Origin of the sequence: Collinsella sp. LCP19S3_D3 (assembly GCF_052121455.1) — a bacterium.
In the GTDB taxonomy this organism is placed as follows: Bacteria; Actinomycetota; Coriobacteriia; order Coriobacteriales; family Coriobacteriaceae; genus Collinsella.
The window spans coordinates 1-14,433 of record NZ_JBQKEF010000004.1 but is presented as its reverse complement, the minus strand read 5'-3'; the positions used below and the strand labels follow the sequence as shown (position 1 = coordinate 14,433).

Sequence of the window (14,433 nt, the reverse complement as noted above, 5' to 3'; positions counted from 1 at the left end):
GCCGGTGAGCCCTTTTCCTCCGTCGCACGGGATCAAAAAACGGGCCGCCCCAGAGCGGGACGGCCCGTTAGCAAAACTAATTCCAGCTGTGTCTACACGCGCAGGTAGCGACGCATGGCAATGGCGGAACCAAAGAGACCGATGATCACGCCGACCAGTATCAGTGCGGCATACGTCACCAGGTAGTATTGCATCGGCAGCGCAAACGACATCCAGCCAATGCTCTCCTGAAGACGCGGAACCAACAGGTTGCGAAGCAGCTCCAAAACACCGATGGAAAGCAGCGAGCCCAAAACGGCCTGCAGCACGCCCTCGGTGATAAACGGACCGCGAATAAAGCCATTGCTGGCGCCCACCAGGCGCATGATAGCAATCTCGCGGCGGCGAGCCGTAATCGACAGGCGAATCGTGTTGTTGATAAAGATGAACGCGATAAACGTCAGCAAACCAACAAGCACAACGGCAGCGATGCGGATGTAGTTCGTCACCTGGAACAGGCGGCTCACTTCCTCCTGACCGTACAGAACGCTCGCGTCAACGTCACCGTCATCCGCGATCTTCTGGAAATCGGAGTTCTTCTTGAGCTTCTTGGCCGTGCTCTCGACCTGGGACGGATCGTCCATCTCGATCGCGAACGAAGCAGGCAGCGGATTCTGGCCATCAAGTGCGCTCAGAGTGGCGTCGGCGTTACCCGACATCTTGCTCGTGTACTCGGCCAGCGCGTCGTCCTTGTCCTTATAGGTCACGGACTTAACGTTGTTCCACGTCTTGAGCTCACTCTCGAAAGCCTGGACGTCGGCCTGGTCGGCGTCATCGCTAATAAACGCGTTGATAACAACCTGGTCCTCAACGGTGCCGATCACGGAGTTCAGCATCGCGGAACCCATGATGAACAGGCCGATGATAAACAGCGAAAGAAAAATCGTGATGACGGCGCCGAGCGAGGTGGTCCAGTTACGGAAGAAGTGGCTCATTGCCTCTTTGAGCGAATAGCCCACGTTAGTTGGTGCCATAGTTGCCGTAACCTCCCCTCTCCTGGTCGCGGATTACGTGGCCGCCCTCGAGGGCGATCACGCGACGATGCATACTATCGACCATCTCGCGATCGTGGGTAGCCACGATCACGGTCGTACCGGTGCGGTTAATGCGCTCGAGCAGCTTCATGATGCCGAGCGAAATTGCCGGGTCGAGGTTGCCCGTTGGCTCGTCGCAAATCAGCAGCGGCGGACGGTTGACCATGGCGCGGGCGACGGCCACGCGCTGTTGCTCGCCGCCGGAAAGCTGATCGGGCAGCGAGTCCATCTGATCGGCCAAGCCGACCAGACGCAGTACCTCGGGCACCTGGCTGCGAATGACGCCCTTGGGCTTGCCTATGCACTGCAGGGCAAACGCCACGTTTTCATAGGCGGTCTTTTGCGGCAAAAGCTTAAAGTCCTGGAACACGGCGCCAATCTGGCGGCGCAGGAAGGGAACCTTGCGGTTCTTGATTTTCATGAGATCCTGACCGGCGACCAAAATGCGACCGCTCGTAGGCCTGACATCACGGTTGAGCGTGGAAAGCAGCGTGGTCTTACCCGATCCGGAATGACCGACCAAGAAGACGAACTCACCCGGATAGATCTCGATGTTGATGTCGTCGAGTGCGGGCTTGTTGGGCTGTGCCGGGTAGATCTTGGTGACATGCTCCATCAGAATGACGGGCTCGACACCGGCCTGCTTGGCCATCTTCTTGCGACTTGCCTGCGGATCGATAGGCGCGAACACCGACGTAAAATCGGGGTTGTTGAGCGCATTGTCAAGACTTGCGACCTCGGCAGCCTGATCATTCTCGACCATGGGCGCAGCGGGCTGCGTAGGATCGGGAATGCCGGCAAAGAGGCCGGACTGCGCCGGTTGCGGCGCGGGCGTAGCAGGAACCATGGGATCGGGAATGCCCGCCATGGTCGGCTGAGGCTCGGCTGACGTCTGAGGCTGGTTCACGCGAGCAGTCACCTTTTGGACGGGCTCAAAGCCCGCAGCGGCAGAAAGCTCGACATCGCTGGGGGGATTGTAGGCAAAGGGATCGGATGCCGGCCGTGCCTGATCTGCCGGCTGTGCGGGGGCCTGGGCAATATGCTGGCCCTCTGAATCCGGAGTGGCGAAACGTGTGCCCGGGACACCTTGCCGTGTCTTGGGGGCCTCATCGCCCGCACCGGAGGTACGGAAGTGGTTACCCACTGGTGCTCCTTATCATCGTGCGTTTAAACTACATGAGCGCTTTGTATTTTAGCAGCATTAGCTTCGCTGCACATAAGAAGCATGGCAGGGTTTTGGTCTCACCGGCCGCGCACAGGGCTACCTCCCAAATCGTCCTCGGACATGTCGGAGTCCCCGCTGCGCGCTTCGCACTGCGGGGACTCCTCCGTCCTGCGGAATGATTTGGGAGGTAGCCCTGTGCGCGGCCTGCGGCTACTAAGGAGTCGCCGCGTTTTTCTTGGGGTGCTGCATATACAAAGTTGGAAGGGCTGAGTTGCACTTTGCTGGCCTGGGCCCGCTTCCCTGAGGAAGCCCTTGCTTGGTGCGGGCCTAATTTGTTTGTTACCGACAAAAACAGGGGCGCCCTCTTTGGGGGCGCCCCTGTTCTGGCTTGCTTACGGTTGCTAAAGCGATACTTTGCCTCGTCTTGCCCTAGGCCAAGAACTCCTTGGTGGTTGCCACGATGTTGGCGGCATCCAGGCCGTACTTGTGCAGGAGCTCGGCGCCCGGACCGGACTCGCCAAAGGTATCGTTGACGCCAATCTTCTTGAGCGGCGTCGGGCACTGAGCGCAGAGCACGTCGGCAACGGCGCTGCCCAGGCCACCGATCACGGAGTGCTCCTCGACGGTCACGACGTGGCCGGTCTTGGCGGCGCTCTTGACGATCAGATCGGCGTCGATGGGCTTAATGGTGTGCATGTTGATGACCTCGGCGTCGATGCCCTCGGCAGCGAGCTGCTCGGCAGCCTCGAGAGCCTCGCCAACCATCAGGCCGCAGGCGATGATGGTCACATCGGCGCCCTCACGCATGACGATGCCGCGGCCCGGCTCGAACTTGTAGGTCTCGGGGTCGTTGATGACCGGCGAGGCCAAACGGGCAAAGCGCATGTACACGGGGCCGTCGCACTCGTAGGCGGCGCGGACCACGGCGCGGGCCTCCACGTCGTCGGCCGGGACAATCACGGTCATGCCAGGGATAACACGCATAAGGGCGATATCCTCGCAGCACTGGTGCGTGGCGCCGTCCTCGCCCACCGAAATACCGGCGTGCGTGGCGCCGATCTTGACGTTGAGGTGCGGATAGCCGATGGAGTTACGGACCTGCTCAAAAGCGCGGCCGGCGGCAAACATGGCAAAGGTGCTCGCGAAGGCAGTACGACCGGTGGTCGCGATACCGGCGGCGACACCCATCAGGTTGCTCTCGGCAATGCCCACATCGAAGAAGCGGTCGGGGCAGGCGGCCTTAAACTTACCGGTCTGCGTGGCGGCAGCCAGGTCGGCGTCGAGGACCACAAAGTCGTCGTGCTCGGCAGCGAGCTCAACGAGGGCCTCGCCGTAGCTTACGCGCGTGGCGATTTTCTTGACGTCTGCCATCCTAGAGCTCCTCTCCGGCGGCCGTGAGCTCTGCCATGGCCTGCTCAAACTGTTCATCGTTGGGGGCCTTGCCGTGCCAACCAACCTGGTTCTCCATAAAGGAAACGCCCTTGCCCTTCATGGTCTCGGCGATAATGGCGGTAGGCTGACCCTTGGTGGCGCGAGCCTCGGCAAAGGCGGCGCGAATCTGACCGAAGTCGTTGCCGTCGGCGAGCTCCACCACGTGGAACTTAAAGGCGCGGAACTTGTCGGCGAGCGGCATGGGATCGTTGACCTCCTCGACGGGACCGTCAATCTGCAGACCGTTGTGGTCAACGATCACGCAGAGGTTGTCGAGCTGCTGATTGCCGGCAAACATGGCGGCCTCCCAGACCTGGCCCTCCTCGCTCTCGCCGTCGCCCAGCAGGGCGTACGTGCGGTAAATATCGCCCCAGTGCTTGGCGGCGACGGCCATGCCCACGGCGGCGGAGATGCCCTGGCCCAGCGAGCCGGTGGACATGTCGACGCCCGGGGTGTCGTTCATGTTGGGGTGGCCCTGCAGGTGGCTGCCGATATGGCGCAGCGTCTCGAGGTCCTCCTTGGGGAAGAATCCGCGCTCGGCGAGCACGGCGTACAGACCCGGAGCGCAATGGCCCTTGGAGAGCACAAAGCGGTCGCGGTCGGCCTTGCGAGGATCGGCCGGGTCGACATTCATTTCCTCAAAGTACAGATAAGTCATGATGTCGGCAGAGCCGAGCGAACCGCCCGGATGGCCGGACTTGGCAGCGTGCACGCCGGTGACGATGCCCTTCCTTACCTCGTTGGCAACCTTTTTGAGCTCTTCGTCGCTCATTGTGCCTTCCTTTCATCCTCTTTAGACAAGATGCGCACGGCGCAGAAGGTAATCCCAACCCAGCCGCAATGCACGTGCGCCATTCATTATGCTGGAAACTGAAGGCTTTACCAGAGTTTTTATCATTATTTGAATAATTTAGCTGGCAGACCCGCTGATGAATCGGTTTATCAATGTGAACGTCTTTTGGATGGAGCGCAGTCTGCCCTACGCGTTAATGTCCTTGAACCCCTCGCCGAAGGCTTCCGTAACGTCGGCGACCGTCACGATAGCTTGAGGATCGCGCTCGCGCACGATGGTCTTGAGTGTATTGAGCTCGCGGCGGCTAACGATCACCATAATCACCGGCTTCTCCGCGCCCGAATACATGCCGGTCGCCTTAAATTTAGTGCAGCCGCGACCCAGGCCATACATGATATCGGCCGCGATATCGGGGAAATTCTCCGAGATGATGAGCACCATACGGCGCTTGTTGCCGCCATCGACCACAGCGTCGATCACATAGCCGCTAATTACCATCGAAAGCCCTGCATACAGCGCGTTCTCCAGAGAGAAGACGGGGGCCGATGCCGCGCATACGGCGACATCGATCGCCATGACGGTCGAACCCACCGGCAGCGAGGTATTACGTGAGATAATCTGGCCGATGGTGTCGGAGCCGCCGGTGTTGGCGCCGGCGCGTAACACCATGCCGCAACCAATGCCCGTGATAATGCCGCCCCACATAGCGGGAAGCATCAGGTCTGCATCTGCCAGAGGCGCTACAAACGGGGCAAACAGGTCGGTAAAGAAGCCCAGTAGCACAAAGCCTGTCGCCGTCTGTACCACATAGAACATGCCGCCCTCGCGCATTACGACCAGCAACAGCAAGGCGTTCATCACGATGGTTTGGATACCGACGGGCAGCGACACGCCCCGCGCGGCACCGACCGCCTGGATAATAGTCGCAAGGCCCGTAACGCCACCGGCGGCAAGACCGTTGGGAATCAAAAACAGGTCGGTCGCGATGGCCGCCAAAGCGCACCCAAGCATGATCTGGGGTAGATCGCGGAAGAAGTTCATTGAAAGAATGCGCTTGATATCCAGACGATATGCCATGCTACCTCCCTCAAAAAAGCGCACCCCCTTGGGTGCGCATTGAACTTCTTACCGTATTCGATTCTACCGATTCGCCGAGGAAAAACCACCCCGCGGCGGGTTTGCTCTGGATATAAAACCGCCTGTCCAGAGTTTAGTGTCGGTCCGTGACTCACCCGGGGCTTAAGCGGACGGAGACTCCGCATCAGCATTGCCGGTAGCCCAGCGATGGTAGCCGATCACAAACGGATCCAAGTCGCCATCGTCGAGAACGGCGTCGACGTTGCTGGTCTCCACGCCCGAGCGCAGGTCCTTGACCATCTGATACGGATAGAGCACGTAGCTGCGGATCTGGTTGCCAAAGCCAATCGTGGTCTTGGGACCGCGGATCTCGTCGAGCGCCTCGGCGCGCTTCTCGAGCTCAATCTCGTACAGGCGGGCCTTGAGAATCTGCATACACGCGGCCTTGTTCTGAATCTGGCTGCGCTCATTTTGGCAGGTCACTACAATGCCGCTGGGAAAATGCGTCACGCGCACGGCGGAGTCGGTGGTGTTGACGCCCTGGCCGCCCGGGCCGCTTGCGTGGTACACGTCGACGCGGATATCGTCGGGGTTGATCTCGATATCGATATCGTCGGGCAGCACCGGAATGACCTCGACGCCGGCAAACGTAGTCTGTCGACGCTTCTTGTCATCGGTGGGGCTAATGCGCACCAAACGGTGAACGCCGGCCTCGGCACGAAGCATACCGAAGGCATCCTTGCCCTCAACGGTAAAGGTCGCGCGATCAATGCCAATGACCTCGGCAGCGGGGCAATCGTTGATGGTGACCTTCCAGCCGCGGCGTTGGCAGTACTTCATGTACATCTTAAAGAGCATGAAGGTCCAGTCCTGCGCCTCCAAGCCGCCCTGTCCGGGCTTGATGGTCACAATCGCGTCACCGTGATCGAACTCGCCGGTAAACCAGCTCGAAAGTTCGAGCTCATCGATGGCGCGAGCCAGACGATCAGCCGTGGCGGCAGCCTCCTCACGCAGTGCAGCGGCATCGGGGTCATCGCCCATTTCCTCGGCAAGTTCCAGCGCCGCGCGGGCATCGGAGAGCTCGCCGCGCGCGGTATCCACGGCGGCGATATCCTCCTTGGCGCGCGCAATCTCTTCCATCGTGGCGCGAGCGGCATCGGCGTCGTCCCAAAAGCCGGGAGCGACGCTCTTGGCCTCAAGCTCGGTCACGTGGGTGCGCTTCTCGTCCAAATGAAGATACGACTCGACCTCGCCGAGCCGGTCCGCAAACTTGTCCAGCTCGGCGGGCGTTACCTCTAAAGCCTCGGCCATTAACGATTCCTGCCGTGGCAGTACTTGAACTTCTTGCCGCTGCCGCAAGGGCACGGTTCGTTGCGACCCACGTTGACATACGGGTCGTCGCTCTCGGACTTGCGGTAGGTGGTCACCTTAGCGCCGTTGTTGACAGCTGCCGGTCCGCCCTGGACGGCCGTGCGAGCCTGTGCCCGTGCCTCCTTGCGCAGGACCGAGTTGCCGTTGTCGCCATCGACGTCGGCGGGGCCGGAGAAGCGCGCACCCTCGAGCGCGGGGTCCTCCTTGCGCTCCACAGCCTGCGGGGCGGCCTTGATCTCGATGCGCAGGACGGTGCGCAGGTAATCCTCGTACATGGTGTCAACGAGCATCTGGAAGGCACCATAGGCCTCAGTCTTGTATTCGACCAGCGGGTCGCGCTGACCAAAGCCGCGCAGTCCGATACCGGTCTTGAGGTAGTCCATCTCCTGCAGGTAGTTCATCCAGCGGGTATCGATGACGCGCAGCATGACCTGGGTGTTGAGCTCGCGCATGAGGTCCTCACCCAGGCGCTCGGCCTTCATGTTGTAGCACTTCTCGACGTAGGCTAGGACATCGGCAGCAAGGGCCTCGTAATCCTCGTCGGGGAACTTGGGCGTATCGATATGGCCGGTCAGCTCCACCACCCACTTGCGCAGGCCATCGAGGTCGCGCTCGCCGTCGTGGCTGTCCTTAGTGCAAAACTCCTGCACGCAGCGGTACACGGTGTCGTGCATGACCTCGGTGATGTGGTCGGTCAGGTCCTTACCGTCCAGAATCTTGTTGCGCTCGGCGTAGATAACCTGGCGCTGCTTGTTCATCACGTCGTCGTACTCAAGAACGCTCTTGCGCATGGAGAAGTTGATGCTCTCGACCTTGTGCTGGGCGCTCTCGACGGCCTTGGAGATGATCTTGTGCTGGATGGGCATGTCGTCGCCCATTTCTGCCGTGACCATCATCTTGGAGACGCGGTCCATCTTGTCGCCACCGAACAGGCGCATCAGATCGTCCTCGAGCGACAGGTAGAACTGGGTCTCGCCCGGATCGCCCTGACGGCCAGAACGGCCACGCAGCTGGTTGTCGATACGACGGGACTCATGGCGCTCGGTACCGATGACGGTCAGGCCGCCGGCGGCAAGCACGCGCTCGCGCTCGGCCTTGCAGGTCTCCTTGGCCTCGGCGTTAAACTGCTCGAGCTGCTCGGGCGTCACGTCCTCCATGGTCAGGCCCTCGTACTCCAGGCGCTCGCGCACCAGCTCGTCGGGGTTGCCGCCCAGCAAGATGTCCGTACCACGACCGGCCATGTTGGTGGCGATGGTCACGGCGCCGTAGCGTCCGGCCTGGGCAACGATATGAGCCTCGCGCTCGTGATGCTTAGCGTTGAGGACCTCGTGTGCGATGCCGCGCTTGGTAAGGGCGGCCGACAGCTTCTCGGAGCTTTCGATGGAGACGGTACCGACCAGGACCGGCTGGCCCTTGGCGTGACGCTGCTCGACATCATCGGCAACGGCGTTGTACTTGGCCTGGATGGTGCGGTACACCAGGTCCTCGTGATCGACACGCTGCACGGGCTTGTTGGATGGAATGACCTCGACGGGCAGCTTGTAGATCTCGCGGAACTCGGCGTCCTCGGTAAGCGCCGTACCGGTCATGCCGGAAAGCTTGTCATACAGACGGAAGTAGTTCTGCAGGGTGATGGTGGCAAGGGTCTGGTTCTCCTCGCGCACGAGCACGCCCTCTTTGGCCTCGATGGCCTGGTGCAGGCCCTCGGAGTAGCGGCGGCCTTCCATGATGCGGCCGGTGAACTCATCGACAATCTTGACCTCGCCGTTGGTAACGACGTACTGCTTGTCGCGGTGGAACATGTATTGGGCCTTCAACGCCTGCTGCAGGTGGTTGACCAGCTGGCCCGAAAGGTCGGCGTAGATGTCCTCGATACCCAGGCGGCGCTCGATCTTCTTGAGACCGCGCTCGGTGGCGGCAATGGTGTGCTTGGCCTCGTCCATGACGTAGTCGCCCGTGGGCTCCACGTCCTCGGTGGCGGTGAGCATATCGTGCGACACGTCCTCGCCGCGCTCCAGCCCGCGCACGGCGCGCGCGAAGTCCTTGTAGGTGCTGGCCGACTTGGTGCCGGCGCCCGAGATGATCAGCGGGGTCCTGGCCTCGTCGATCAGGATGGAGTCGACCTCGTCGACGATAGCGTAGCTGTGGCCGCGCTGGACGCGCTGCTCGGGGCGGGTGACCATGTTGTCGCGCAGGTAGTCAAAGCCAAACTCGGAGTTGGTGCCGTAGGTGACATCGGCCTGGTAGGCCGGGCGCTTAAGCTCGAGCGGCATGTTGTTCTGCAGCAGGCCGACGGTCATGCCCAAATACTTGTAGATGCGGCCCATCCACTCGGAGTCGCGCTTTGCCAGGTAGTCGTTGACGGTAACGACATGCACGCCCTTGCCGGCGATGGCGTTAAGATAGCCGGCCAGGGTGGAGACGAGCGTCTTGCCTTCGCCGGTCTTCATCTCGGCGATATGACCCTCGTGCAGCGCCATGGCGCCGATGAGCTGTACGTCAAAGTGACGCATGCCCGTGATGCGCTTTGAAGCCTCGCGCACGGTGGCAAAGGCCTCGGGGAGCATGTCGTCAAGCGACTCGCCGTTAACATAACGCTCGCGGAACTTATCGGTCTGGCCGCGAAGTTCCTCCTCGGTCATCTTCTCAAACTGAGGCTCAAGCCCGTTGATCTGGTCAACGATCTTGTAGTAGCGCTTAAGGTCCTTATCGGATCCAAAGGACAGCAGCTTTGACATGAATCCCATGTGGTTTTCCTTTTTTGGCCATCGCCCGTAGCGCACTGCACTGGGCGAGTTAAACACAGATAGTTGTACTTTAGCCAAACGGGACGCACGCTATACGCTCGACCTCATCCCCCACGTAATAACTACGACCGACCTGCCAAAAAGGGACGTTTTATTTTAGTGGCTACGGCCCAGATAGGCGCCGATAACTTTGCGCTGCTCGGCGCTCGCCCGATAGTAGACGCGAAGCTCGCCTTCGGCATTCAAATCAAAGCGCGCCTCGTCAATCAGGCCATTCTTGTGCGCGGTCATGAGCGCCTCCTGCATGCGCGGCCTTGCAAAGGCGGCAAACGATGCATACTCGGCCGCGAGATCGGCCATCACATCATCGACGCAAGCCTCGTCATGGCAAACAAAATAATCGAGCATGGCATAGTTAAGCGGAAGCATCCCGATCACCGTCCTTTTTAACCATGTCGAGGGGATTCACGGCGATCAGGCAAATGCCGACGAGGTTGACGACGGCCGCCACCCATGCAACGGACGGAAGCGCGTAGCCGTCAAAGCCCAAGACCAGGCCGACGATAATCCACGTAAACAGCGGCGCTGTAAAGGTATAGGTGCCGTTGATGGCCATGCCCAGCGCCGTGCCGCACATGGAGTTGGCGCGATACCAGCTCATAAACGAAAAGTAGGCGGCAAAACCGGAGCAGGCGAAAAACACGACGGAGGATTTGTCGGTGAGCGCTTGGGCGACAAGGACGTAACTCTGACCAAGGGGCTCTCCGCATGCCAAGGTTAGGGCCGGCAGTACCAAGCACAGGTTGCCGACGCCCGAGACAAGCTGACGGATGTTGATGGCGATCTGAGGATCGATCATGCAGGTGGCGCGGCCGCCCACGCATCCCTCGACGCCCCAGCACAGGGCGGCTAACAGCGCCAGGCCCAAGCCAAGCGCCATGCCGAAAGATGCCTGCCCGCTCAGGCCGGCGCTACCGATCATAGCGCCGGCGACCACGCAGACAACGATGCCGGTGACGACACGGGGGCTAAGCGGCTGTCGGTAGAGCACGCGGGCGAGCACCGCACCGATCGCGGGGTTGAGCGCGGCGATGGGCACGGCAAGCGTGCCTGCCTGCGAAAGCGCGATAACGTAGGCGGCAGAAGCGATGGGCCCGCCAATGAAGGCGGCGGCGATAACGATGACGCCGGGCTTTGAGGCGATGCAGCGGCCTAGGTCGGCGAGTTTGCCCTGACCGGCAGTGAAAAACGTGGCCCAGACGGCACTCAACACGTCATTGACGCCCGAGGCGATCGTGGGCAAGATGAATACCGCCAAAAGGCCGGAGGGAGCAAATGCATCGAACCAACCGGCCCAAACGCCAAAGAGCTGACCGGCGGTAACAAAGGCCGTGTACAGCGCATACATGCAGCTCGAAAGCGCCGCGACAGCGATACCCTTCCTAAAATAGGCAGCATCGAGCGCACGCTTCTTTGCCACCGCGAGCTCGCGATTGCCCAAGGACGTCGATGTGTCCACGTAGCCTCCTATCGGTTACCTGCCAAAAAGGGACAGGTTTATTTTGGCAGGTTTTATCTGGGCAAACGAAAAATCCCCACCGTTCGGTGCAAAGAGGACGTGCTACTTTGCGTCGATAAGAAAAGGGCCGTGCACCCAATTGGATGCACGGCCCTTTTGCCATGAATGCGAGCGATTCCTCGGCGAGCTATTTACTCAGCAGCCTCGGTGGTCTCGGCCTCGGCAGCGGCCTCCTCGACGGGAGCCTCTGCGGGAGCCTCGGCGGCCTGCTTGGCAGCCTCCTCGGCAAACTTAGCGGCACGCTTGGCCTTCTCGGCAGCCTTAGCCTCAGCGGCGGCCTTGCGAGCGGCCTCGGCCTCAGCAGCCTTGGCGGCCTTGGCAGCCTTGGCCTCCTCGGCCTTCTTGAGCTGGGCGGCAGCGGCGCCACCGAACTTGTCGGCGAAGCGCTGGACGCGTCCACCGGTGTCGACGAACTTCTGCTGGCCGGTGTAGAACGGGTGGCACTCGTTGCAAAGCTCGACCCTCATCTCGGACACGGTAGCGTGCGTCTTGAAGGTGTTGCCGCAGGAGCACGTCACCGTGCACTCGACATACTGGGGATGGATACCCTGCTTCATGGTAGGACTCCTTATTGGTCAGGCGCTGGTTACCGATCAGCGCATAAGGCGTCTTGGTTTCCGACCAAGACAACAAACTCGGCTATGTTACCACGGCGTCGAGCGTCCCACAAAAGGTTCACGGTCTTTACGCCGGAGTGCACAGGCGAATCTGCCCGATCGCGGCGCCAACAGAGCCGCCCGAGCTGTCCAGGGTGCCAAAAATACACCCTACGAGACAAGCGCTCCATGTTGCAGACGTGTAACGCCGCAGCAAAGGTGCCCCTTTTTGCACGGGACAGGTACAATGATGAACACTGTACCGTAGCGGAGCGCCGCCGCGCGCCGCTAACACGCGAAAGGGTTTCCCATGGCCGAGATCTCGTCCTCCCGTATCGTCATCACCGTCCTTGGCAAGAACCGCCCCGGCATTGTCGCCGGCGTCACCCGCGTCCTGGGCGAAGCCAATGTCGACATCCGCGACATTACGCAGTCCATTATCGAGGACATCTTCACCATGACCATGCTGGCCGACACCGCCGAGTCCAAGCTCGACTTCGCCGAGCTGCAGAAGGCCCTGGCCGAGGCCGGCGAGCTTTCGGGCGTCAACGTGTCCATCCAGCGCGAGGACGTCTTTAACTTTATGTACCGCCTGTAGCGAACAGGCTGCGTGACGACGGCCCAACGTGCGCCCAGGCGCAACGTCGCCACATGGCCCGGAGAGGAGCGCGCATGGCCTACGACGCCAAGAAAATCTATTACCGCTTCGACGACCACCTGAGCCGCCTGGTCTTGGACTACGAAGCAAGCCGCCAGATTTCGCCCGAAAGCGAAAATCTATACTACGGCATGCCCACCGAGCCTTATGACGAGGGCCTGTTTGTCGAGCACAATGTTAAGCGCGGTCTTCGCAATGCCGACGGATCGGGCGTGGTCGCGGGCCTCACCCGTATCTCGGACGTGCACGGCTACAACAAGGTCGACGGAAAGGCTGTGCCCGATCAGGGTAAGCTCACGCTTCGTGGCTACAGCATCGAAGATCTGGTCAACAATGCCCAGGCCGAGAACCGCTACGGCTACGAAGAAGTCGCCTACCTGCTCATCACGGGCTCGCTGCCCAACAAGGATGAGCTCGACGGCTTTTGCGGGCGTCTGGGCGCGTTTAGGCACCTGAGCGATGAGTACGTTAAGGAATTCCCGATGACCACGGTGTCGTCGAGCATCATGAACGTGCTTCAGCGCGCCGTGCTGCTGCTCTATGCCTTCGACGCCGAGCCCGACGTGATCACCCCCGAGCACGAGATCGATGTTGCCATCTCCATGCTCGCCCGTCTGCCCCGTATTGCCGCCTTCGCGCACATGGCTTCGGTCGCCAAGCGTCGCGGCTCCGAGGTGCATGTGCCGCACCCCACGCCCGGCCTGTCCACGGCCGAGACCATTTTGCAGGTGCTGCGCGGCGGCATGGCGTTTACCCGCGACGAGGCGATGCTGCTCGACGTGATGCTTATGCTCCATGCCGAGCACGGCGGCGGCAACAATTCCACGTTCGCCTGCCGCGTACTGTCGTCGTCGGCCACCGACCCGTATTCGGCCTACGCCGCGGCCATCGGCTCGCTCAAGGGCCCACGCCACGGCGGCGCCAACGCCAAGGTCGTATCCATGCACGAGGACATTCGCGCGCACGTTTCCAACTGGGAAGACGACGACGAGGTCGCTTCCTATCTGGGCAAGATCTTGGACAAGCAGGCCTTCGACGGCACGGGGCTCATCTACGGTATGGGACATGCCGTCTACACGCTCAGCGACCCGCGCGCCGAGGTCTGCCGCCACTACGCGCGCACGCTGGCCGCCAAGAAGGACCTGGGCGAGGAGTTCGCGCTCATCGAGCGTATTGAGCGCCTAGCGCCGCAGGTGATGCGGGACCACGGCATGACCAAACCCATCTGTGCCAACATCGACCTGTATACAGGCTTTATTTACAAGATGCTCGGCGTGCCCGAGACGCTCTTTACGCCGCTGTTCGCCGTCGCGCGCATGGCAGGCTGGTCGGCGCACCGCATGGAAGAGCTCTTCTGCGCGCATCGTATTATTCGCCCGGCATACCGTCCGGTAATCGAGCCACTGGAGTACAAGCCGCTCGCCGACCGTTAGGACGCGCACCGTTATAGAACACGAGCGTGGCCAGGGCATCACCGCCCTCGGCCACGCTTTTTATGCCAGCAGAAAGGGCTGCATCGAATGATTGTTTTTGGCTCTTCGGTGGTTTCTGTGGGAGAGATTCCGGCATAGGCCCAGCTCAGCGGGCGAAAACAACGATCTGGAACTGAAACGGCCCCGGGAGGGGCCGTTTCCGCGTCATCCGCCTATGATTGCTAAGCCAAATTCAGACAACCGAAGAGGCGTGACGCATGAAGAGTCTACTACTTCTCGCCCTCGGTCTGGCCCGCACGGTCGTCCTGGGCGCGCGCATCGAGGCCGAGCGCATCGTCGTGAGCGTCCGGCCCCACAAGCGCGAGCAGCGCCGCTGCCCCGTATGCGGCAGGGCCTGCGACTTCTACGACATGGCGAACCGCGGGGCCCCCAGGCTGTGGAGGGCGATGGACCTGGCGCGCTCGGCCTGCTACCTGGAGTACGCGCCCTGCAGGGTGCGCTGCCCGGAGC

At 61.2% G+C, this 14,433-nt stretch carries 12 protein-coding genes and 1 pseudogene; 3 read left to right on the top strand and 10 right to left on the bottom strand.

All coding sequences use genetic code 11. From position 1 onward, the window contains the following. Window positions 1-92: 92 nt before the first annotated feature. The 10 genes from ftsX to rpmE form a co-directional block, all read right to left on the bottom strand. Entirely contained in the window at window positions 93-1,013 is a 921-nt protein-coding gene (ftsX, locus tag ACTQXM_RS02480) for a permease-like cell division protein FtsX (RefSeq protein ID WP_154515997.1), read from the bottom strand. Continuing rightward, window positions 1,000-2,217, bottom strand: a complete 1,218-nt coding sequence (gene ftsE / locus ACTQXM_RS02475) for a cell division ATP-binding protein FtsE (RefSeq protein ID WP_441537447.1) — start codon at window positions 2,215-2,217, stop codon at window positions 1,000-1,002. Before ftsE ends, ftsX begins: the two co-directional genes overlap by 14 nt. 450 nt (window positions 2,218-2,667) lie before the next feature. Continuing rightward, a complete protein-coding gene (locus ACTQXM_RS02470) occupies window positions 2,668-3,609 on the bottom strand; it encodes a transketolase family protein (RefSeq protein ID WP_427747708.1) in 942 nt (313 codons plus the stop codon). A 1-nt stretch (window position 3,610) separates the two neighbouring features. Then, the gene (locus tag ACTQXM_RS02465; RefSeq protein WP_441537446.1) at window positions 3,611-4,441 is read right to left on the bottom strand and encodes a transketolase; all 831 of its coding nucleotides are present in this window, start codon (window positions 4,439-4,441) and stop codon (window positions 3,611-3,613) included. A gap of 207 nt (window positions 4,442-4,648) precedes the next feature. Next, the gene (locus tag ACTQXM_RS02460) at window positions 4,649-5,539 is read right to left on the bottom strand and encodes a YitT family protein (RefSeq protein ID WP_441537445.1); all 891 of its coding nucleotides are present in this window, start codon (window positions 5,537-5,539) and stop codon (window positions 4,649-4,651) included. A gap of 162 nt (window positions 5,540-5,701) precedes the next feature. Then, on the bottom strand, window positions 5,702-6,850 hold the full coding sequence (gene prfB / locus ACTQXM_RS02455; protein WP_441042315.1) for a peptide chain release factor 2: 1,149 nt from the start codon (window positions 6,848-6,850) through the stop codon (window positions 5,702-5,704). Then, on the bottom strand, window positions 6,850-9,657 hold the full coding sequence (gene secA, locus ACTQXM_RS02450) for a preprotein translocase subunit SecA (RefSeq protein ID WP_441537444.1): 2,808 nt from the start codon (window positions 9,655-9,657) through the stop codon (window positions 6,850-6,852). The genes prfB and secA overlap by 1 nt, the downstream gene beginning before the upstream one ends. Before the next feature lie 156 nt (window positions 9,658-9,813). After that, a complete protein-coding gene (locus tag ACTQXM_RS02445) occupies window positions 9,814-10,086 on the bottom strand; it encodes a hypothetical protein (protein ID WP_427794657.1) in 273 nt (90 codons plus the stop codon). Continuing rightward, window positions 10,073-11,176, bottom strand: a complete 1,104-nt coding sequence (locus ACTQXM_RS02440; protein WP_441044638.1) for a hypothetical protein — start codon at window positions 11,174-11,176, stop codon at window positions 10,073-10,075. The genes ACTQXM_RS02445 and ACTQXM_RS02440 overlap by 14 nt, the downstream gene beginning before the upstream one ends. A 191-nt stretch (window positions 11,177-11,367) precedes the next feature. Continuing rightward, a complete protein-coding gene (gene rpmE, locus ACTQXM_RS02435) occupies window positions 11,368-11,793 on the bottom strand; it encodes a 50S ribosomal protein L31 (RefSeq protein ID WP_154516018.1) in 426 nt (141 codons plus the stop codon). Between the two features lie 349 nt (window positions 11,794-12,142). Between rpmE and ACTQXM_RS02430 the strand changes: the two genes are divergently transcribed. The 3 genes and pseudogenes from ACTQXM_RS02430 to ACTQXM_RS02420 form a co-directional block, all read left to right on the top strand. Continuing rightward, window positions 12,143-12,430, top strand: a complete 288-nt coding sequence (locus ACTQXM_RS02430) for an ACT domain-containing protein (RefSeq protein WP_006235289.1) — start codon at window positions 12,143-12,145, stop codon at window positions 12,428-12,430. A gap of 74 nt (window positions 12,431-12,504) precedes the next feature. Continuing rightward, window positions 12,505-13,923: a citrate synthase gene (locus tag ACTQXM_RS02425; RefSeq protein WP_441048324.1), complete on the top strand. Its 1,419-nt coding sequence runs from the start codon at window positions 12,505-12,507 to the stop codon at window positions 13,921-13,923. A gap of 257 nt (window positions 13,924-14,180) precedes the next feature. Next, a pseudogene (locus tag ACTQXM_RS02420) lies at window positions 14,181-14,433 on the top strand (hypothetical protein); the annotation flags it as partial.

Coding starts and splice junctions, on each gene's coding strand:
- ftsX (WP_154515997.1), bottom strand. CDS start 1,013: ATGGCACCAACTAACGTGGGCTATTCGCTCAAAGAGGCAATGAGCCAC.
- ACTQXM_RS02470 (WP_427747708.1), bottom strand. CDS start 3,609: ATGGCAGACGTCAAGAAAATCGCCACGCGCGTAAGCTACGGCGAGGCC.
- ACTQXM_RS02465 (WP_441537446.1), bottom strand. CDS start 4,441: ATGAGCGACGAAGAGCTCAAAAAGGTTGCCAACGAGGTAAGGAAGGGC.
- ACTQXM_RS02460 (WP_441537445.1), bottom strand. CDS start 5,539: ATGGCATATCGTCTGGATATCAAGCGCATTCTTTCAATGAACTTCTTC.
- prfB (WP_441042315.1), bottom strand. CDS start 6,850: ATGGCCGAGGCTTTAGAGGTAACGCCCGCCGAGCTGGACAAGTTTGCG.
- secA (WP_441537444.1), bottom strand. CDS start 9,657: ATGGGATTCATGTCAAAGCTGCTGTCCTTTGGATCCGATAAGGACCTT.
- ACTQXM_RS02445 (WP_427794657.1), bottom strand. CDS start 10,086: ATGCTTCCGCTTAACTATGCCATGCTCGATTATTTTGTTTGCCATGAC.
- rpmE (WP_154516018.1), bottom strand. CDS start 11,793: ATGAAGCAGGGTATCCATCCCCAGTATGTCGAGTGCACGGTGACGTGC.
- ACTQXM_RS02430 (WP_006235289.1), top strand. CDS start 12,143: ATGGCCGAGATCTCGTCCTCCCGTATCGTCATCACCGTCCTTGGCAAG.
- ACTQXM_RS02425 (WP_441048324.1), top strand. CDS start 12,505: ATGGCCTACGACGCCAAGAAAATCTATTACCGCTTCGACGACCACCTG.